This is a genomic window from Psychrobacter sp. UBA3483, assembly GCF_002377905.1.
Lineage (GTDB): Bacteria > Pseudomonadota > Gammaproteobacteria > Pseudomonadales > Moraxellaceae > Psychrobacter.
Genome location: NZ_DFQS01000072.1, coordinates 13,933 through 34,145, shown reverse-complemented (window position 1 = coordinate 34,145; position 20,213 = coordinate 13,933). Strand labels below are relative to the sequence as shown.

17 protein-coding genes are annotated in these 20,213 nt (G+C 43.2%); 8 read left to right on the top strand and 9 right to left on the bottom strand.

Annotated elements, in window-relative coordinates:
* Positions 1–39: 39 nt before the first annotated feature.
* Complete coding sequence (locus B2866_RS12900) at positions 40–612, bottom strand: tRNA (cytidine(34)-2'-O)-methyltransferase (protein ID WP_296195047.1); 573 nt, start codon at positions 610–612, stop codon at positions 40–42.
* A 253-nt stretch (positions 613–865) separates the two neighbouring features.
* Here B2866_RS12900 and B2866_RS12895 point away from each other — a divergent pair, with 253 nt between their 5' ends.
* The gene (locus tag B2866_RS12895) at positions 866–1,006 is read left to right on the top strand and encodes an entericidin A/B family lipoprotein (protein WP_289050264.1); all 141 of its coding nucleotides are present in this window, start codon (positions 866–868) and stop codon (positions 1,004–1,006) included.
* Between the two features lie 70 nt (positions 1,007–1,076).
* Here the strand turns inward: B2866_RS12895 and hemW are convergent, their stop codons facing one another.
* On the bottom strand, positions 1,077–2,384 hold the full coding sequence (gene hemW, locus B2866_RS12890; protein WP_296195037.1) for a radical SAM family heme chaperone HemW: 1,308 nt from the start codon (positions 2,382–2,384) through the stop codon (positions 1,077–1,079).
* A 284-nt stretch (positions 2,385–2,668) separates the two neighbouring features.
* Here hemW and B2866_RS12885 point away from each other — a divergent pair, with 284 nt between their 5' ends.
* The 5 genes from B2866_RS12885 to accC all read left to right on the top strand — a co-directional run bounded on the left by B2866_RS12885 (position 2,669) and on the right by accC (position 8,341).
* Positions 2,669–3,160 (top strand): EVE domain-containing protein, encoded by a 492-nt coding sequence (locus tag B2866_RS12885; protein ID WP_296195034.1) that lies wholly within the window; start codon positions 2,669–2,671, stop codon positions 3,158–3,160.
* Between the two features lie 149 nt (positions 3,161–3,309).
* Positions 3,310–4,350 carry a hypothetical protein gene (locus B2866_RS12880; protein WP_296195033.1) on the top strand — a complete coding sequence of 347 codons (1,041 nt, stop codon included), beginning with the start codon at positions 3,310–3,312 and terminating at the stop codon, positions 4,348–4,350.
* A gap of 348 nt (positions 4,351–4,698) precedes the next feature.
* Entirely contained in the window at positions 4,699–6,066 is a 1,368-nt protein-coding gene (locus tag B2866_RS12875) for an MATE family efflux transporter (RefSeq protein ID WP_296195030.1), read from the top strand.
* A gap of 326 nt (positions 6,067–6,392) precedes the next feature.
* A complete protein-coding gene (gene accB, locus B2866_RS12870; protein ID WP_296195026.1) occupies positions 6,393–6,821 on the top strand; it encodes an acetyl-CoA carboxylase biotin carboxyl carrier protein in 429 nt (142 codons plus the stop codon).
* A gap of 158 nt (positions 6,822–6,979) precedes the next feature.
* Complete coding sequence (accC, locus tag B2866_RS12865; protein WP_296195023.1) at positions 6,980–8,341, top strand: acetyl-CoA carboxylase biotin carboxylase subunit; 1,362 nt, start codon at positions 6,980–6,982, stop codon at positions 8,339–8,341.
* A 113-nt stretch (positions 8,342–8,454) separates the two neighbouring features.
* Here accC and B2866_RS12860 read toward each other — a convergent pair whose 3' ends face one another.
* On the bottom strand, positions 8,455–9,072 hold the full coding sequence (locus B2866_RS12860; RefSeq protein WP_296195018.1) for a hypothetical protein: 618 nt from the start codon (positions 9,070–9,072) through the stop codon (positions 8,455–8,457).
* Between the two features lie 288 nt (positions 9,073–9,360).
* A complete protein-coding gene (gene leuA / locus B2866_RS12855) occupies positions 9,361–11,145 on the bottom strand; it encodes a 2-isopropylmalate synthase (protein ID WP_296195014.1) in 1,785 nt (594 codons plus the stop codon).
* Positions 11,146–11,373: 228 nt separating this feature from the next.
* Here leuA and B2866_RS12850 point away from each other — a divergent pair, with 228 nt between their 5' ends.
* The gene (locus tag B2866_RS12850) at positions 11,374–11,862 is read left to right on the top strand and encodes an Lrp/AsnC family transcriptional regulator (RefSeq protein WP_296195011.1); all 489 of its coding nucleotides are present in this window, start codon (positions 11,374–11,376) and stop codon (positions 11,860–11,862) included.
* Between the two features lie 49 nt (positions 11,863–11,911).
* On the opposite strand, the gene B2866_RS12845 is transcribed toward B2866_RS12850, so the two are convergent.
* From B2866_RS12845 to B2866_RS12825, 5 genes are all read right to left on the bottom strand, one after another.
* Positions 11,912–13,261, bottom strand: coding sequence for a YbfB/YjiJ family MFS transporter (locus B2866_RS12845; RefSeq protein WP_296195008.1), 1,350 nt, complete (start codon positions 13,259–13,261; stop codon positions 11,912–11,914).
* A 116-nt stretch (positions 13,262–13,377) separates the two neighbouring features.
* A complete protein-coding gene (locus tag B2866_RS12840) occupies positions 13,378–14,733 on the bottom strand; it encodes an ABC1 kinase family protein (protein WP_296195006.1) in 1,356 nt (451 codons plus the stop codon).
* A 67-nt stretch (positions 14,734–14,800) separates the two neighbouring features.
* On the bottom strand, positions 14,801–15,595 hold the full coding sequence (locus tag B2866_RS12835) for a HesA/MoeB/ThiF family protein (RefSeq protein ID WP_296195004.1): 795 nt from the start codon (positions 15,593–15,595) through the stop codon (positions 14,801–14,803).
* 102 nt (positions 15,596–15,697) lie between these two features.
* Positions 15,698–16,606, bottom strand: a complete 909-nt coding sequence (gene prmC / locus B2866_RS12830) for a peptide chain release factor N(5)-glutamine methyltransferase (RefSeq protein ID WP_296195001.1) — start codon at positions 16,604–16,606, stop codon at positions 15,698–15,700.
* A 65-nt stretch (positions 16,607–16,671) separates the two neighbouring features.
* Positions 16,672–18,588, bottom strand: coding sequence for an AmpG family muropeptide MFS transporter (locus tag B2866_RS12825; protein ID WP_296194997.1), 1,917 nt, complete (start codon positions 18,586–18,588; stop codon positions 16,672–16,674).
* 474 nt (positions 18,589–19,062) lie between these two features.
* Here B2866_RS12825 and B2866_RS12820 point away from each other — a divergent pair, with 474 nt between their 5' ends.
* Entirely contained in the window at positions 19,063–19,992 is a 930-nt protein-coding gene (locus B2866_RS12820) for a LysR substrate-binding domain-containing protein (RefSeq protein WP_068408688.1), read from the top strand.
* Positions 19,993–20,213 lie beyond the last annotated feature (221 nt).

Below are 20,213 nucleotides of genomic sequence, written 5' to 3'. Positions count from 1 at the left end.
TTTTATTCCAATCACACTGCTAGCTTCTTTATCTCTGCTCTATTTTGGGTCATAAACTGCCAAGGTGTCATAACCGATACTGCGACCTTCATCGCCGTCAAACCCTTGCTGTCGCCAAACCTCATACAAGCATATTGCCACGCTATTAGACAAATTTAAACTGCGCGAATCCGCAAGCATTGGTAAGCGTAGCCAATTATCAGCGCCGATATCGGTACGGATATCCTCTGGCAGCCCTGCCGTTTCAGAACCAAAAACCAGCGCAACATGATTTAATGATGGGCTATTAGACGCACTACTATCTAAATGCTGAGTTGTTTGCCTGCTAAAATCATAGTCATAAAACGGTTTACTCAGCTTGGTCGTCAGCGCGGTGATAATACCGCAACCAGCCGCTTGTAGCGCTTGCTTGGTCATTGCCCAATCGTCATGTACTTGCAGATGAGCGTATTCATGATAATCGAGACCTGCGCGGCGTAGCTTCTTATCATCGAGCTCAAACCCTAACGGCCTGACTAAATGTAACTGCGCCCCACTATTGGCACATAAGCGGATAATATTGCCAGTGTTGCTAGGCATTTTTGGCGCCACCAACACGATATGAATGGTCATACAAACTCCATAAATGATTTAAGCGTTTTGTCTAAACGTATATAACAGACGTAATCAAAAGTTACAGTTTACTGCCAATAATTACATTTTGATACTGGGCACTGATTTTAACTTTGATTATCATGACCCTAATGGATAGCGAGATAATTTAAAAACATTGTCCTTGTATCCTGTAACCCCTCAGTGAAACTTATGTAAAACGCTAAGTTCCATTGTTATGACTTATAACACTCTATCTTTTTGAGGAAAAATTATGAAAAAATTAGTTATCGCTTCTTTGACTGCTATGTTTGTACTAACTGGTTGCAACACTTTTAAAGGTCTAGGCCAAGACGTATCAAGTGCTGGTGGCGCTGTCACCGGTACTGCACAAGACGTACAAAACAAAATCTAAGTCTGAGCCTTTTTAGACTTATATTAAGGAAGCTTATCATTTGGTAAGCTTCTTTTTTTATCTGCCCACTTTATAAAAATACTCTTAATATCTGATTAAGATACCTTCTACCCAATGCTGTTGGCTGTAGGTGCTCATTATCATCTATCAATAGTCCTTGCTTAATAAGTTGATTGACCTCCAAATCGATACTCTCATAGCTCAGCCCTGTCCGATCTTCGAACAATGACCACGCCACGCCTTCATGCAAGCGTAGAGCGTTAAGCATAAACTCACTAACCAGCTCATCACTCGCAATTGCCTGCCAGCCTACCATTTTTGGCGTTTTGTGCTGGGCTGCTTCTTGGTAGCCGATATAGTCTTTGGGCATACGAGATTTGCTAAAGCGATAAATACCCGTCTCTGCTAATACCTTTTTCAATACCTCATCAGACACTTTATCAGCCGTTAATGTTTGATTTCCATATTTATCATCAATGGTGACTTTACCGTGCGCGCCCGCCCCTATTGCCAAATAGTCGCCAAACTGCCAATAATTGACGTTATGACGGCAAGGTTTATCAGACGCGCCTGCCCAAGCCGATACTTCATAATTGTCATAGCCCAAACGTTCAAGCAATGCCTGACCCGCTTGCTCGATATCCGCCAAGCTATCTTCATCGGGTAAAATGGGCTGACTGCGATAAAAAACCGTATTTGGCTCAATGGTCAACTGATACCAAGAAATATGTGTAGCCCCTGCCTCATGCGCCATTTGTATATCGTTCAGGGCTTCACTCATCGTTTGCTGCGGTAGCCCATGCATCAAATCGACGTTGACACGTTCAAATCCAGCGTGACGAGCGGCTTTAATGGCTGATAACGCTTGGGCTGGATTGTGAATACGCCCCAGCGTGGTGAGCTGGCTGGCAGCAAAGCTTTGTACGCCAATCGACAAACGATTGATGCCTACGTCTAAATACTGTGCAAATGGTGCATGCTCAAGGGTGCCTGGATTGGCCTCCATCGTCACTTCAATGTCACCTGCAAACTGAAAAATCTCACGCAAACCATCAAATAAACGTTGATACTGGGCAATGGGCAGTAGCGACGGTGTACCGCCACCGATGAATATTGAGCTGATTTCTCGCCCTTGTGTTAACGCTTGCTGTGATGCTGCATCAAGTAATAGCGTATCGACGTATTCACCATACATAGACAGCTGACTGTCCATCGGCAGCTCATGCGAATTAAAATCACAATAAGGACATTTTTTCACACACCAAGGAATATGGATATAAAGCGCCAACGGAATATCTTTTACCGCAAAAGCACTGTGCTGGTTACGATGAGGCAAATCAAGATCGTTGGGAGTATGAGAGGATTTGATATTTGACATAAGCGGACTTATCTATAAAGGAGTAGCTGCGGTCGTCAGCAGAAAGTAGCGCTAGGATAACGGCTGGGCGCGCTAAAGAAAAGCCTAATCAGCATAAATTGGCCATAAAAGTATTGGGAACAATCGGCGTTTGCAGCAATAGCTGATAGTGGTAATGCTAGATAAGCTCGATAACTACAAAGAATAGAAATGAACACACAATGAAAATAAATGATGAGCAGCTTTTAAAGCCATCACTATTAAATCGTTATGATTACACTAATAATTTTACAAGGATAAAAACCATGGCATATTGGCTTATCAAATCCAATCCCCGCTGTTTTAATATAGAAGATTTACAACGTGCAGGCACTGAGATGTGGGATGGGGTACGTAATTACCGCGCCCGCAACTTTATGCGTGACGATATGAAAGTTGATGACAAAGCATTTTTTTATCACTCTAGCGCCAAACCTTCTGGCGTCGCTGGTATCGTGACTATCAGCAGAGCTGGCTACCCTGACCCAACTCAGTTTCACCCCGAACATCGCCATTATGATCCTAAAGCAACTGAAGATGAGCCGCGCTGGTACATGGTAGATGTGACTTTTGAGCAGGCTTTTACGGATATACTGCCATTAGCGCAGCTTAAATTTTTGCCGGCGCTTGAGGACTCTTTATTGCTAAGAAAAGGCTGTGAGCAGCTGACCATTTTGCCGCTTGAACCCAAGCATTGGAACACGATTATGGATATGGCAGAAGAGCTAAATCTGTTGCCAGAGAATGATAGGATTTGACGGTAACGATGGCGTAAGAATTTTTATGGTATGAGTGCACATTTATCCACGCACATACCTGATAGATTTTGCTATATTTATGCACAGAAATTATTTTTTATTTACGCTTCTCTCTTATTGTTATAGCAATCGACCATCAGGACTCATTTATGAGCGCACCCAAGCTACTATTATCTGTGTTAACCGCCAGTATCCTCAGTATAACCCTCAGCGCCTGCGGCAGTGATGGCGATAAAGTTAAGAAAGAATATGATCGCGTAGAAGATCAGGTAAAAGACGAATACGATCGCGTGGAAGATAAAATCAAAGAGAAATATAAAGAGGTCGAAGATAAGTTGAGCGATGATGAGAAATCCATGGCTGAGATTTTGGAGTCGGTCTTTTTACCAGAGGAATCGCTTGATAAGTTCTTGGATAAACTAACGCCAGAAGGTGGTCGCGGTGGTCTTTATGTGGGTCACTTTGTTGAGATTGATGATGGTGACGACAGCGATATTGATATTGGTGCGGTATACTTTGATATCAGTAAAGATGGCGCTGGTAGTGTTGATGGTAGTTTTAGTTATCAGCAGCAAGCTTGCCAAGAAAACAATGTGCTAGGTATCAATTCAGCAATTAAAGTCGACAACTATATCGCTGGTAAAGTAACGGGCAGCCTTGATACATTAAAATTTCTAGATATTAAGTATGTCAGCGATTTAGGCATAGAGACACCAAACCTATTAACGACTTTTGCTGGTAACTTTGCAAAAAATGAAGCAGGTGCGCCTTGGAAAGGCAGTTTTGAGTACCAAGACGGTCTGGGCGGCAAAAAGTTATCAAGTGGTCAAGATAATTGTAATGTCAGCTATACCATTAGCGACCGCTCTAACTTTAAGACTTACCCACTTGATTATCAACTTGGCAAGCTAAACCTAGATATTACCGGTAATGGTAGTCAAAAAACGGTTACTTGGCAAAACCCTAGCCATACTATGCATATCTTGGTGAGTCAAATTGATGTTAATAAAGCAGAATCGGGCGCTAACGGTTATGTTCAGAATCTACTATTGAGCAATCTTGAAACCCAGTTTGCGCCTGTTATTCCCGATCGCTCAACCAATTATGCGATTGTCGTACAAGCATTCGATGCAAATAACAGCTTGATTGGCTATCAAGCTCTGGTGCAAGATTTACCTGAATCGTTATAAATAGTTGCTTTTATCTTTACTGCTATTCTAGCTAAAGAAGAGCCAAGTATGAACAAACATTGCTAAAACGCTGACCTCATGCTTTAGCTTATTTGCTATTTTTTCTGATGATGACCCCTCAATTCTACTTATGGATTGACGGGTCATTTTTCATTTTGGTCTTAGCTGTTTTATTTTTCAAACTATATATCTGTTGTTATTAACAATGAGTAAAAATGGACTTGCTCATATTATTTATCGGAGTATTATCGTCGCACCAATCCTATTTCACTGTTTCGCTATTAACTTGTTGATGGCAGCATTTGCTCATCCACAATAATTACTGCAAAGAATAAAAAGTTGCTCATTATGTTTTTCCCATTATCCTTTAGAGATTTTAAAAGTTACAGCTTACGCTTAGGCGTACTCGCCCTCCCCATCTTAATTACCCAGTTTTGCCAAGCAGCGCTTGGTGTCGTCGATGCCATTATGGCCGGTAAAGTCTCCGCCCTTGATTTGGCGGCCGTGGCTGTCGGCTCCGGTATTTGGCTACCACTGTTTTTATTGGCGACCGGTATTTTGATTGCCACCACGCCGCTTATCGGTGAAGCCATCGGCCAAAACAATCATAGCCAAGTGCCGCATATTACCCAGCAGTCGTTATGGACGGCCGGCGTGATTGGAATTCTTGGCTTTATCATTGTCAATCTAGCGCCCAACATACTTGGGGTAATGGGTGTGCCTGACACTATCCAACCTATCGCTGCTCAGTATTTACATGGGGTATCGTTCGGTTTTCCGGCAATTGCAGTCTATGCAGTGCTGCGCAGTTATTGTGAAGCGCTTGGCCGACCTGAGCCGGTGACGGTTATCAGTATCATCGGACTGCTTGCCGATATTCCGCTTAACTATATTTTTATACATGGTCTATTTGGTATGCCCGAGATGGGCGGCGCTGGTTGCGGGGTAGCAACGGCAATCGTACTTTGGATTAATGTCTTGCTATTAGCGACATATACTAGCTTTACCAAGCGTCAGCAGTTTGCCAGTACGCGCTTCTTTTATGCTTTTGCCAGCCCTAACCGCACGCAAATTAAAAAATTACTAAAACTTGGCATTCCGATTGGTATTTCTATCTTTTTTGAAGCCAGTTTATTTAGTTTAGGGGCACTAGTTATCAGTCCGCTCGGTGAGATTGCAACCGCTTCGCATCAAGTGGCATTATCCGTGACCTCGCAGCTGTTTATGATTCCCATATCAGTTGCGATGGCGCTGACCATTATGATTTCTAACCGCTTTGGTGAAAAAAATCTGATGGCACTGCGTCAAGTGTTAACCACAGGGCTTATATGGACGATTATTATTGCGCTGACGTCTATGCTCGGCGTTTGGTTATTTAGGCCGCAGTTGGCGGCGGCATTCACCGACAATCCTGTGGTACGTGCGCAAGCCATGCACTTACTTATTTTTGCTCTCGCTTATCAGTTATTTGATGGTTGGCAGGTCAATGTCGCCGGTATATTGCGCGGTATGCAAGATACGACTGTACCGATGTGGGTGACGCTGTTTTGCTATTGGCTGGTTGCTTTACCGCTCGGCGTCTACCTGGTGCGCTTCACTGACATTGGTGCGCAAGGGTTTTGGATGGCGCTCATCACAGGGTTATTCTTATCGTCTATATTACTAAGTCTGCGTCTGCGCTATCAGCAAAAACGCTTAGCGACATTATGGGCGTGATGCCGTCATAAGCTGTGTTCAAGCATGGCGTCCAGTAATGATTTAATCATTTTTACTGTCGAACGGTATAAGTCGTTCAATGAATGACTATTCAAACGTAGCGTCTAGTAACCGTGACTAGCGCTACTTTGTCACATCGACTATGATAAATCATTGAGCATTTCTTACGCTTAAGCATGCTTACGTCATAATATGTAAAAAAACTCAGTTAACAACTGTACATCGATTGCTCATTGGCGTGAATATAGGTATCATTAGCAATTACCAATACAATATTTAGTTACACTATTTTTTTCTAGAAATTAGTACAAGGCAAAATTAAAATTATGGATATTGAAAAAATACGCACCCTGATCGCACTCATGGAAGAAAGTGAACTGGTTAATTTAGAAATCAGTTCAGACGACGAACATATTAGTTTGACTCGTCACTATGATGCGCCGGCACCGACGATGATGGCTGCCCCTACTGCAGGTGCTGCGCCTGTCGCTGCCGCAGCAAAAGCCGCCGTCAAAGCTGGCAGCGTTGAAACCTCGCCAATGGTGGGTGTTTATTATTCAGCGCCAAGTCCTAATGATCCGCCATTTGTAAAGGTTGGTCAAAAAGTACAGGCAGGCGATACGCTTGGTATCATTGAAGCCATGAAAATCATGAATCCTCTTGAAGCGACTCAAAGCGGCGTTATTGACGAGATATTGGTGAATAACTCTGAAGTGGTACAGTTTGGTCAGCCAGTCATACGCTATAAAGCGTAACGCTATCTAGCAACCTTTACTTTGTAATGATTGAGACCTCGTTATTCTTCATCGACATCAGCGCTCGATTTGTCTAAATTTGATGTAGCGCCGTTTGCTGTTACGATGTCCAAAATAGCGAGGCTATCAATGACTGCCGCTTCGACAAGGATGACCCCATGATAAAAAAACTCCTCATCGCCAATAGAGGTGAGATTGCCCTACGTATCGTTCGAGCTTGCAAAGCGCTTGGTATAGAGACCGTTGGTGTTTATTCAACGGCGGATGCCAATTTAATGCATTTGCGCTTTGTTGATGAAGCAATCTGTATTGGCAAACCTAACGCCAACCAAAGCTATCTCGATATTAGCACCATTTTGACCGCAGCTGAAATCACCGGCGCTGATGCCATTCATCCCGGTTATGGTTTTTTGGCAGAAAATGCTGAGTTTGCTGAACGCGTCGAAGAAGCTGGTTTAACCTTTGTCGGTCCCAATGCTGACCACATCCGCTTAATGGGTAATAAAGTATCAGCCATTAATGCCATGAAAAAAGCGGGCGTACCAACAGTCCCCGGTTCAGTTGGTGCCGTCACTTTGCATAACGCTGAAGAGCAAGCGCGTAATATTGGCTTTCCCCTCTTGATTAAAGCTGCTTCTGGTGGCGGTGGCCGCGGTATGCGCGTTGTTGAGCGTTTTGATGAGCTTATCGGCCAAGTACAAGCTGCCAAGCAAGAGGCTGAGCTGTGGTTTGGTGATGATACCGTTTATATGGAGCGCTACCTTCAAAATCCGCGCCACGTAGAAGTACAGGTACTGGGGGATGGTAATGGCAATGCCATTCATCTATATGACCGCGACTGCTCATTGCAACGTCGTCACCAAAAAGTCTTAGAAGAAGCGCCTGCTCCTGATATCCCGGACGATGTACGTCAGCCTATTTTAGATGCCTGCGTCAAAGCATGCGAGCTGGTCAAATATCGCGGGGCGGGTACCTTTGAGTTTTTATTTGAAAATAATGAATACTTTTTTATTGAAATGAATACTCGGGTGCAGGTTGAGCATCCAGTCACTGAGATGATTACCGGTATCGATGTGGTCGTTGAACAGCTTAAAATCGCGGCTGGTTACGGTTTATCGTATCGTCAAAGCGAGATTGAAATTCAAGGCCATGCCATAGAGTGCCGTATCAATGCCGAAGATCCAGCGACCTTTATGCCTTGCCCAGGTACGGTCAATCAGTTGTTTGCCCCAAGTGGCGCGGGCGTGCGTTTTGACTCGCACCTCTACCCAGGTTACGAGATTCCAAGCTATTATGATTCATTGATTGGCAAGCTGATCTGTCATGGTCAGACGCGTCAGCAAGCGATATCTAAAACCCTGCATGCGCTTGATGAATTGGTGATTGAAGGTATCAAAACCAATATATCCTTGCATCGTGATGTGATTTTAGCGGATGATAAATTTGTTAATGAAGCGCAAAACATTCACTACCTAGAAAGAGAGTTGTTAACGAATAACAAAGACAAGGCGAACTCTTAGTCTTTTTTTAAGAACAAAACCAACAAAAAACCGCTACCTGAAAAGATAGCGGTCTTTTTATATATTCAGATTTTACAAAGAGATGCTCAAATCGTATAAACAACAATACAATGCTAAGGTAATATTCTGGTGAAATTCATAAAGCATTCTGTTCCTTCAGGGTCGGCACACCACTGCATTTTATTGCCATCATGATTTAAAAATGCTATTAATGCCTCGCCAGTTTGATCTACCTGATTGCCCGAGCAATCGACCTCATTATTGTCATAAACCGTTTTCAGCGCAATAATCGGCAAGCCTTCATCACGATGGGTGACTAAGTAGCGCCCGTAAGTCCATTCTTTACCGCTGACCGCCCACATCTCATTATCGGCAGCAAAATTATAAATTTCCCGACATTGATTAGACTTAGTGGTTGCGGTTAGCAGGTTTTTACTGCTACTTGGCTGCACCTTGACGATACGCTTTTCATTTTGGGTCAACACGCCGCCTTCAGCGTCAGCGCTTACTTTTGGCTCATCAATTTTACCTGCCGGCAACTTTGGCGCTGCTTGCTTGGCTTGCGCTTCTTTGGTCATGGTGATACCACTGTCTAAATCTATCTCCCATTGCCCAGCAATAGCGGGACTGATATGAGTGGTAACGGTAGGTTTGCTAACCGCTTCACCATTTGCTGGCAGTGACGCTAAAATAGATGCCAATGAAAATGAAACAAAGGATATAGGTTCCATAATTAACCTTTTTTAATATTATAATAATTAAATGATACGTACATTAGCGTAAGTCTTAGACACTAAAAACACAAGTAACATTATGCTATCAGTCGTACGACTTTGACCAACCATGACCTCAACCTAAACCTTCATCAATACCTTCATGTCCAATATTATTTTTAAAAATCACCTACCAAATATTAAGTGTATATACACAAAAATAGCGCCATGGCTAATTTGCAAAAGCCATGGCGCTATAGACTAGCATCTTAAACCGAACTATTTTAGCATCAGCTAAAGGCGATATTAAGCAACAACTGGGCTAGCCGCTTGAGCAAAGGCGGATAATGCGCCTTTAAGCATTGCTGATACGGTGCTACTACAAGTGCCAATGCCTGAGTAAACATCACCGTCGACATTTAACTGAATGTAAGCCGCGGCATTGGCGTTGGTTTTGTTGTCATTATTGGTATCATCATCGATGCCATTACCGCTATTGTGCTGCGGATTAATCGCATGCTCAGCGTAGTTGATGACATGGATAGATTTACCCGTATGCTGGGCAAGTCCGTCAATAAACGATGACAAGGGACCGTTACCCGTACCATCAATAGTGATGGTGTCGCCATTCATCTGTACTTGACCGTTAAAGTACACTTCGCCACCTTTATTATTGACACTATAATCTAAAAGCTCAAAACTGCCTTGCTGCAGATAAGTATTTTCAAAGGTTTGTAAGATTTCATCATTCTGCAATTCACGAGCAGCACTTTCCGCCTGTTTTTGGACCACGCCGCTAAAGTCAATCTGCATCCAGCGCGGCAAATTAAAGCCATAATTGCGCTGTAAGATATAAGCAACGCCGCCTTTACCAGACTGGCTATTGATACGAACCACGTCTTGATAGCTGCGACCAATGTGCGCCGGATCAATCGGCAAATAGGCAACATCCCAAACGTTATTGGTTTCATCTTGATGTTTTTCATTGTAATCAAGAGACTTTTTGATGGCATCTTGATGCGAGCCACTAAAGGCGGTAAAGACCAACTCGCCAACGTATGGATGACGCGGATGTAAGGGCAAGTTATTACACTCGCTCACCACTTGTACAATCTCACTCATATTACTAAAATCAAGCTCTGGGTCGATACCTTGACTAAACAAGTTCATCGCCATCACCATGATATCCATATTACCGGTACGCTCGCCATTGCCAAGCAAGGTACCCTCGATACGATCGGCACCAGCAAGCACGCCAAGCTCGGCAGCAGCCACCGCACAGCCACGGTCGTTATGCGTATGTAAGCTTACCGTGACATGCTCACGCTTAGCAATATGACGGCAAAAATACTCTACTTGGTCGGCAAATACGTTTGGCGTTGATGCTTCAACCGTCGCTGGCAAGTTTAAAATCACTTCTTGGCCGTTTTCAGGCTGCCAAACCTCACAAACCGCGTCACAGACTTCGACCGCATATTCAGTTTCTGTTTGGCTAAAGCTTTCAGGCGAATACTGGAATACCCATTCTGTTTCAGGATATTTGGCTGCGTATTCAACCAATAAATTAGCGCCAGCAATGGCAATCTCTTTAATTTCTGCTTTATCTTTAGCGTATACTTTTTCGCGTTGTACGCGGCTGGTTGAGTTATAGACGTGCACGATGGCACGCTTCGCGCCTTTTAATGACTCAAAAGTACGGGCAATCAAATGCTCACGCGCCTGCACCAATACTTGCAAGGTCACATCGTGAGGGACATGATTTTCTTCAATCAATTTGCGGGCAAAATCAAACTCTACTTGCGCCGCCGACGGGAAACCAATTTCAATCTCTTTAAAACCAACATCGACCAAGGTTTTAAAAAAGCGCATTTTTTGTTCAATGGTCATCGGATCAATCAGCGCCTGATTACCATCACGCAGGTCCACGCTTGCCCAAATTGGTGATTTCTCAATCGTTTTGCTCGGCCAAGTGCGATCTGTCAGCACAGGTGCAAACGCAAATGGACGATATTTACGGAAATCAAAAGCGGCATTTTTTGGGGTGATTTTTGCAGAGGTGTTGTCTACAGAGCGTGTTGCTTGATTAGGCATAATCAATCCTTAGATAGCATAAAGAGCTGAGTTGAAGTATAGGTTTTAACTGGGCAACTAACGACCAAGCACTCTTTATCATACGAGATAATAAAAGTTTATGCCATTATAATAACAAAGTTTCTATGCTAGAAATCAGCTTTATTTTACCGAAATCCATGTTGATTTAGTGATAAAAGTCATTATTAAAGCTATAATTAGGTCATTTCACTAAATAGATGATATTCGATGTTAAATAATCATACGGAAAACTCTTTACCCATAGATATTGACGATACCGACAAACAGATATTACGCTTATTACAAACCCAAGCACGTATGAGTATTACCGAGCTTGCCGAACGGGTCCACTTATCGGCGACCCCTTGCGCCCGCCGTATCAAACGCTTAGAAGATTCAGGCATCATCACTGGCTACCATACCCAAACCAATGCGCAAAAACTCGGTTACCCTCTGGCGGTATTTATCGCGATTAGTATGGATCGTCATACTGCAGATCGCTTTGAGCTTTTTGAAGAGAAAATCCAAAGTTTCGATGAGGTGGTGAGCTGTAGTATCGTCACCGGTCGAACCGAAGATTACTTAATTAAAGTGCGGGTGCGCGATATGGCACATTATGAAGAATTTTTATTGCATAGGCTCAATCGCATCGAAGGCGTCGCCCAAGTGCATACCAGCTTTGAGCTACGAGAAGTATTTAACCGTAGCGTGGTTTAGTTTGATGGTTAATGTGGCTGTGGCTGTTTCCCTTCATTAACTCTAGTTATCAATTAAACGAGGACTGCCGCTGGTTTTGACGCTGAAAAAAGAAAACTAAAACCAATCCTATTAATAAACCGCTAGCCGCGACCAATAAACCGGCGTTAAAATTGTCCTGTTGCCCGGCAAGCGCCACCGTGACCAACGGTCCCATAAACTGCCCTACTGCATACGCCAAAGTTGCCAGCCCAATTAATAAATTTGAGTAAGCGGGATTGATATTTTTAATCAAATTAAGTGTCATTGAAACCATACCGACAAAGGTCAAACCTAAAATCACCGCATTACCGTACAAGCCAATAGCGCCATCAAACCATATCGGTAAACACATGCCAAATGCCTGCAATAACGTTAACCCCATCAAGGTTTTACTCTCGCCAATACGCTTGGCAAGTGCGCCCCAAATAGGGTTCGATAGCATGGCAAAGATACCAACCACGAGCCAGACCAGTAATCCTGCATAGCTTTGCGTCGTCAGGCGCTGCGTGGCCATTACGGGCAAAAAAGTCGCTGAAGTAATATAACCAAACCCCGCCAGCACATAACTTGCCGACAGTAATACAATCGCCTTGCTATGACCAGCGGCCGCTTCATATAACGAACGTTTAAAATTACGATAAGCTTGCTGTATAGATAAGCGCTGATTGCTGCGGTTTAATTTAACAGGCTGTGATTTAAGAGATGATAGCTTAGAGGATTGTCGCTTAGGACATTGTAAGTTAGAGGACGATAATTTAGATGTTGGTAAGTCAGGTGAAATCAGATTTTGCGGTCTAATAGCATAAAGCAGCCATAATAACGGTAGACTGATAAGCCCTGCTACCAGCCAAATGATATCGAAATGATAGCCGAGTGTTAATAACCACCATGTCAAGACGGCAGAGGCGCTGATACCAACGCCAATACCAGCATAATGTAAGGCTGAAAGTACCGAGCGGCGCTCATGATTAAAGCTTTGAATCACTAGCGATGAGCTTAAAATCATCGCCACCCCACTGGCGATACCTGATAACAGCCGAATGACATACCAGCTATTCAATGACAGGTTTGGCACCACCAATAGCATGGTGGTAACGATGCTGACTGCTGTCCATGTTATGAGCATTTGCCATGTCAAACGCTGAGGCACAAACATCGCAATGAGTGCGCCAATAAAATAACCACTATAATTGACCGAGGCCAGCCAACCTGCAATGACCGTCGTTAACGATAATTGCGTCATGATATCAGGTAAGGTTGCGGTAAATAAAAACCGCCCAAACCCCATAACCACCGCCAAACAATACAACCCTATGCAAGCAATTGCTGTTTGATTGGTAATAATAGTAGCAGCACGGCTTTTAAAAGCAGTCATCATGACAGAGCCATTTTGTGGCAAGAAGCACACAATCCTTTGTGTTAAAAGCAGTCAAAAGCAGTGATACATAACCAATTAAAAATAGAATAAAAGAGTTATAAAAATAATGCTTATTATTAAGAGATATTTCGGATTGAACGACTCGCCTGCTGAGCTACTTCTGTTTGTCCTAGCATTTGCACCCGTTGATCGCTAAACATATCCATATCGGGAGCAAGCGTGCGCATAAAGCGATCAAAATAGAGCATCTGCTTGGTCAATAAAGCAAAATCACGTGGGAAATGAATGCCATGACGTTTACCGACCTCGACAATCTCTAACATCATTTTATTTAATTCATCAGCTTGCTCTTTACTATTAAAAGGCACGCCACTGGTAAAGGCTTTGTCTTCTGCCATAATGGTTTTCATCATACGCTGCAAGTCATTGCCTAGTGCAGCGACGTCAACTTGGTTGCCGCCGTGGGTCATTTCCATATCAACCATATGGCGCGCCATTGCTTGATAATCACTGTCTTGCATTGCCTGCATCATACCCATACAAGCGCGCCAACTCTCAGCTTTCAATTTACCAACGATACCAAAGTCCAAGAAGCCAATACGACCATCGGTTAATAGCATTAAATTACCGGCATGCAAATCCGCATGGAAACTATTACACAGCATCAAACTGGCAAACCAAGTATTAAGGGTATCTGCCATCACTTGCGCCGGATCATTACAATACTGACGCATGGATGCTTCATCTACCATAGAGACGCCGTATAAGCGGCTCATAGTCAGCACGCGCTTGGTAGTCAGCTCCTCATAGACGGTCGGTGCAACGACGCGTGTATTTCCTGATATCGCTAAAAACTGCTGAAAATCACGGATATTTTGCGCCTCAGCAATAAAATCGGTTTCGGCCAGCATCCGCAAACGAATCTCATCTATAATTGGCGCAATACTGGCAAAGCGCATCGAAGGCATTATTAGCTCAACCAATTTGGTCACGCCATGCAAGACGCCCAAATCCGTTTGCATAATGGTTTCAACGCCTGGTTTTTGTACCTTTAATACCACTTCATCGCCATTATGCAATCGCGCGGCATGAACTTGGGCAATAGACGCTGAAGCGAGTGGTTTTTCGTCGATATAAGCAAACATCTCCTCAAGCGTCAGGCCAGTGGCGACCAGCTCTTCTTTTAATACCTGTTCAATATAAGCATAAGATAGTGGCGTCGTTTGATCCAAACAGCTTTGAAACGCTTCTACATATTCGCGCGGGAATAATGATGGCGTACTGGCGATAAACTGCCCGATTTTGATATAAGTCGTACCTAATTGTTCAAAGGTTTCCTTTAGCAGCATCGCATCAGGTTTTTCACCTCTTGCGACTCTAAGCGCTGACAAACCAGCAACGCTTGCGGTTTGGCGAACACGATTAACGACATTAAAGGTATGCTTTAATAAATGCGGACGATGAATTTTCATAAAAAACAACTATGGTAATAAAAAGGAGATTATGAGGATGCAGAGACTGAAAAGGGTTAAGTATTCGCTAATCTTTAGTACAAATCGGACAGTGCGCATCTTTACGATAGCCCATCAGCCGTTGCTGCATCTGGCTACCATCCCATATTAACAGCTTATTTGTCAGTGGATTTTTGGTTAATCCTAGATATTGTAGCGCTGCATTGGCTTGCAAGTTACCCATAATAGGGGGCGTGGTGGCGAGTACCCCTGAATTGGCACAAGTACGTTCATCCGCTGCCGCATCCTCTGTTACCGAACCAAAGACGCAATGATAGCAGCCGGTATTTAAGTGTGGCTCATATAGTGCCAATTGTCCTTGCATGGCTATCGCTGAGGCGGATAATAACGGAATCTGGTAACGCACACTAATGCGGTTGATGATATCGCGAGTGGCAAAATTATCCGTGCAGTCTAAAAGTAAGTCAGGCTTACCAGATGCCATCTCAAGCAGCTCATAAGCATTGTCTTCACTCAATCTGGCCACTGTCCCACGCGCCCTAACCAAAGGGTTAATTTTGGTCAGCATATGAGCTGCCGTGAGCGCCTTAGGTTTGCCGATATCTTCAGGTAAAAATAGCGTTTGGCGTTGTAGATTACTGGCTTCAATCACATCATCATCAATCAGCTGCACTTGCCCAAGCCCTGCCCGCACTAACATCTCAGAAGCAGGACAACCGAGACCGCCCGCCCCAATCATCACGACTCGCGAGGCTTTCAAACGTAGCTGCGCATCGATATCCCAGCCATCAAGCAAAATCTGCCGCGCATAACGCAGCAGTTCTGCATCTGTTAGCTGCCCTGTTTCTTTAGAGTGCGTCATACTTTCTACCACTATTTTTTACCACAAGTTATAAGCAAAATATCTATTATTGAAAACCTATTCTTAAAGACTCACCTTTAAAAACTTACTCTTAAAAACCAATTATAACAGCCGACCTAAAGTCACCCTGTCATTACCGCCAAAGTCCTGCACAGTATGAACAGACTCAAAGCGATTGTCCAAAAATAGCTGACGAACCGCTAAACCTTGATCAAAACCATGCTCAATTGCTAAAAGCCCACCTTTACGTAAGTGTTGCGGTGCCTGCTTAACAATAAGCGCTATATCGGCAAGTCCATGATTGGGGGCGCTTAAGGCGCTAATCGGCTCGGCGACCAGTCTTGCTAAATGCTCATCTTCTTCATCAATATAAGGCGGATTAGATACAATCACATCAAATAATGGCTCATTCTGAGCAGACAGCACCTCATACCAACTGCTTTGGATAAACTTAATATCAGCAGCAACCTCATTTACCACTGCATTATGCCTAGCCACTTTTAACGCCTCTAGCGATAAATCAACGGCAACCACTTGCCATCTTTCAGCCTTATTGTTTGGCTGACGCTTATTTAACTCATGCGCGAGGCTAATCGCTATACAGCCTGAGCCAGTGCCTAAATCTAAGAGGCGCTTTGGTTTATTATCGTCATCGTTGCGGTTTGGTTGAGAGTTTATCCAAGCTAAAACTTGTTCAATCAGTACCTCAGTATCGGGTCTCGGTATCAATGTATGCTCATTGACTGTAAAATTCAGCGACCAAAATTCTTGCTGTCCCGTTAAATACGCCAAGGGCGTGCCCTGCTGCATCTTAGTCACACCCGCATAAAATTGCGTAAGCTCGCTATCGGTCAGTTGATAGTTTTCATCCGTGATTAAAAAAGAGCTTGGCTGCTCAATGACAAACAACAACCAATCAGTGAGCCAAAACGAGGGCAAATGACTGCTTGCAGCTGCATTCGTCAATTGCTGAATTTTTTGTTTTATTTGCCCAATGGTAGCTGCTTTCATAGATAACTCGTAAAATTACTGTTTACTAAATAAGCCTGTTGAACTGGCTATATGTCATGCATTAACTACTCTGAAGCGCGGGGCGGCTCTTTGGTATCCGTTAGGTTTGGATTGGCTTTGGTTAACTTATCGCCAATACCGCTGCCGCCTTCACCATCGCTATCGCTATCGCCATAAATATCGTCGTTATCACCAATAACGATATATTTATCAACAAAGTAAATCAGCGCTAAAATTGGAATACCAATCGCAAAGGTAAAAATAAAGAAGAACGGATAGCCCATACTATCAACGATAGAGCCCGAATAGCCACCCATGACTTTAGGTATCAAAGTCATCAATGAAGAAAAAATAGCGTATTGTACCGCGGTAAAACGGATAGAAGTCAATGCCGATAAGAAAGCAATAAATACGGCGCTAGCAAGACCAGCGGCTAAGTTATCAAAAATCACCGCCATATACATAATTGGCAAGCTGCCAGGATTATAAGTCAGCACCACAAATAATAAATTGGTCGCACAAGCGAGAATGGCGCCAATCATCATGGCGTGCATGATACGAAAACGCTGCGCCAATAGTCCGCCTAAAAAACCACCAGCGATCGCCATAATGACGCCAACCAGTTTGACCGCATTGGCAATATCGGTTTTACTAAAGCCCATGTCTTGATAAAAGACGTTTGATATCACCCCTGCCACAATGTCTGAGATACGGTACAAACCAATCAAGGCCAATAACAATAACGCCTTTTTACCATAGCGTCTAAAGAAATCTAAGATAGGCTCAATCCAGGTCGCCATCGCAATTTCTTTTTTCACTAAACCAACTTTAACCAAGGCATAACCCGCTGCCAGCGCTACGGCTAAGCTTGTTAGCAAATGCAGCGTCTCACTGATAAAGCTGACAAACACGCCATCAAACTCGGGCAATCCTTGCCCTATCAAAACATAGGCGGCGATAAATGCGACGACGGCAAAGACAAACAATAAAACCAATCTGACATAGTCTTCGCGGGTTTCAGCCACTAATGGCGCTTTATTGATAATTTTAGGTTGATTAATCATAAAATAAAGCAGCAGCAATGGCGCACAAGCAACCAATGCTAAAAAGTAGAACTTAATGCTCGGCATGGCTATCAGCGGTATCAGCGCAATGCTACTATCAAAAACTTTATTAATCAGAATATTGACAAGATATATGGCGCTAAACAACAACGCTGGTATTAATAGTAACGCTGAGTAAATCAAGAAAACTTTGAGGTTGTTTTTTTGTTTATTATTTTGCAGAATCTCGGCGGTTGGCTCATAACTGGCAAAGGTGGTCAATATGCCTAAAGTCATCACTCCGGCCATAATATAATAGGTATTACGCCACGCTTCATAACTATAAAAGCTTTCCGTCGAACCAAAATAATCTGCTAAATACAGCGCACCTGCCCCAGCGACAATCATACCAATGCGGTAACCTGACACATAAATAGAGGACAAAATAGACTGCATCGATGGCGGTGCCAGCTCAATGCGGTAAGCATCAATAACGATATCTTGGGTAGCAGAAGAAAAGCCCAGCAAAACCGCCGCACCCGCCATATAAACCAAAACGTCTTCACTAATAGGATTGACCGTCGCCATCAAAAAAATGGCCAATACAATCAGCAGCTGCGATACCACCATCCAGCTACGGCGGCGACCCAACCATTTGGTCAAAAAAGGCACTGGCAGCGCGTCGATTAATGGCGCCCAAATAAACTTAAATGAGTATCCCAATGCTGCCCAACTGAACATGGTGACGACACCGCGGTCAATGCCTGCTTCTCTTAACCATAACGACAGACTGGAAAAAATAAGCAAAATAGGAATACCGGCCGAAAACCCTAAAAACAGCATGATAATAACGCGCGAATCTAGATAAGCCTTGGCGGCTTCAGCCCATGATTTTTTGGCAATCGGTTGTTCAGGCGTTACAGGTTGGACAGCAGACATAATCACTCACCAAAAATTGAGATAAAAAACACAACTGCGCACAATTTTTATCAATCATTTCTCAGTAATACAGATAAAAAGGATCGATAAAAATTGCTCAGCGTTGTATAAAAACCATCGTTAGCACAAAATTGAATTATGGTACTTGAGAACGCTAACCTTGACTAGATGTTTTTGCATTAACTTAATAACCATAGCATTTGGCAACATATTTTATTTCTTTATGGTAACGTCGTGTATCAATAGCTCACCTAAATATTAAGACGATCTTTTTTTCATCGTCTATTGCCCCAAGCCCCTATTGTCAATTTAAGAAAAATAAATTATTCTATATTCCTAATCAGTATAAATTCATAGCCATTTATTATATACCAGAATAATAGCTTTGATTTACACTAGCGACTTATTGAATACTTGTAGGTTTTTATTTTTATATACAGACGAGGTTTGTATATTTATACATAGGGTTAAATGATGGCAATCGACGTAGTGGTCAATCAGCGGCATCTACAAATCCAACTTAAGCAGTTGGAAACAGTGTGGCATACGGTAATCAATGGCTATAATTTAAGTCAAGCAGCAACTGTGCTGCATACCAGCCAATCGAGTCTATCAAAACACATCGCGGCACTTGAGAACCAACTTAAAACTGAAGTGTTTGTGCGCCAAGGCAAACGTCTAACAGGGCTGACGACCATGGGCACAGCGCTCATGCCGCATATTGAGTCTATCTTTGCTGAAATCCGTACCATTGAAAATCTCAGTTTAGATTTTAATAACCCGAATATTGGCACACTGACAATTGCAACCACGCACACGCAAGCGCGTTATGTATTGCCAAAAGTGGTCAAAGAATTTAAAGATCGCTTCCCTAAAGTTAATTTAATTCTGCAACAAGCAGATCCCGAGACTATCGCCCAGATGGTTATTCGTGGGCAGGCGGATATTGGCATTGCGACCGAATCTTTGTTGCACAACGATTATCTACGCTGCTACCGTTATTACGACTGGACGCATCGGGTCATTGTACCAAGCGACCATGAGCTGGCAGGTTTAGAGTCGATTGATTTACCAACCCTTGCCAGCTACCCGATTGTCACTTATCACGGCGGCTTTACGGGACGCGGCGCTATTGATAAAACCTTTAGCGATGCAGGACTTGAGCCTGATATTGTACTCGCAGCCCTTGATGCCGATGTGATTAGCACTTATGTCGGCCTGGGATTGGGCATTGGTATTATCGCTGAAATGGCATTTGAGCCAAGCCATTATCATAATTTAACCGCCATTCCTGTCGATCATTTTGGGCGTTTTACCAGTTGGATGGCGGTACGTGATGATGCAGAAATCCGTCAATACGGACGCGCCTTTATGGAGCTATGCCAAAAGCAATTTAGTCAGTAGTTATTAACTGAGCCAGTAGCTTTTTAAAGAGTAGCTTTTTAAAACTCAGCGCTTAAGCAATTCATAATAACTTCAAGCATTTAGCTTAATCATCGTTTTTCTGATAAATACAAACGGCACCCTTATCAATAGATAGCGGTGCTTTTTTGCTCTTATAAAAGTGGCAAATTATTACGATTTGTTATTATCTTAAGTACTAACCTTTATATTCTCTACAACTG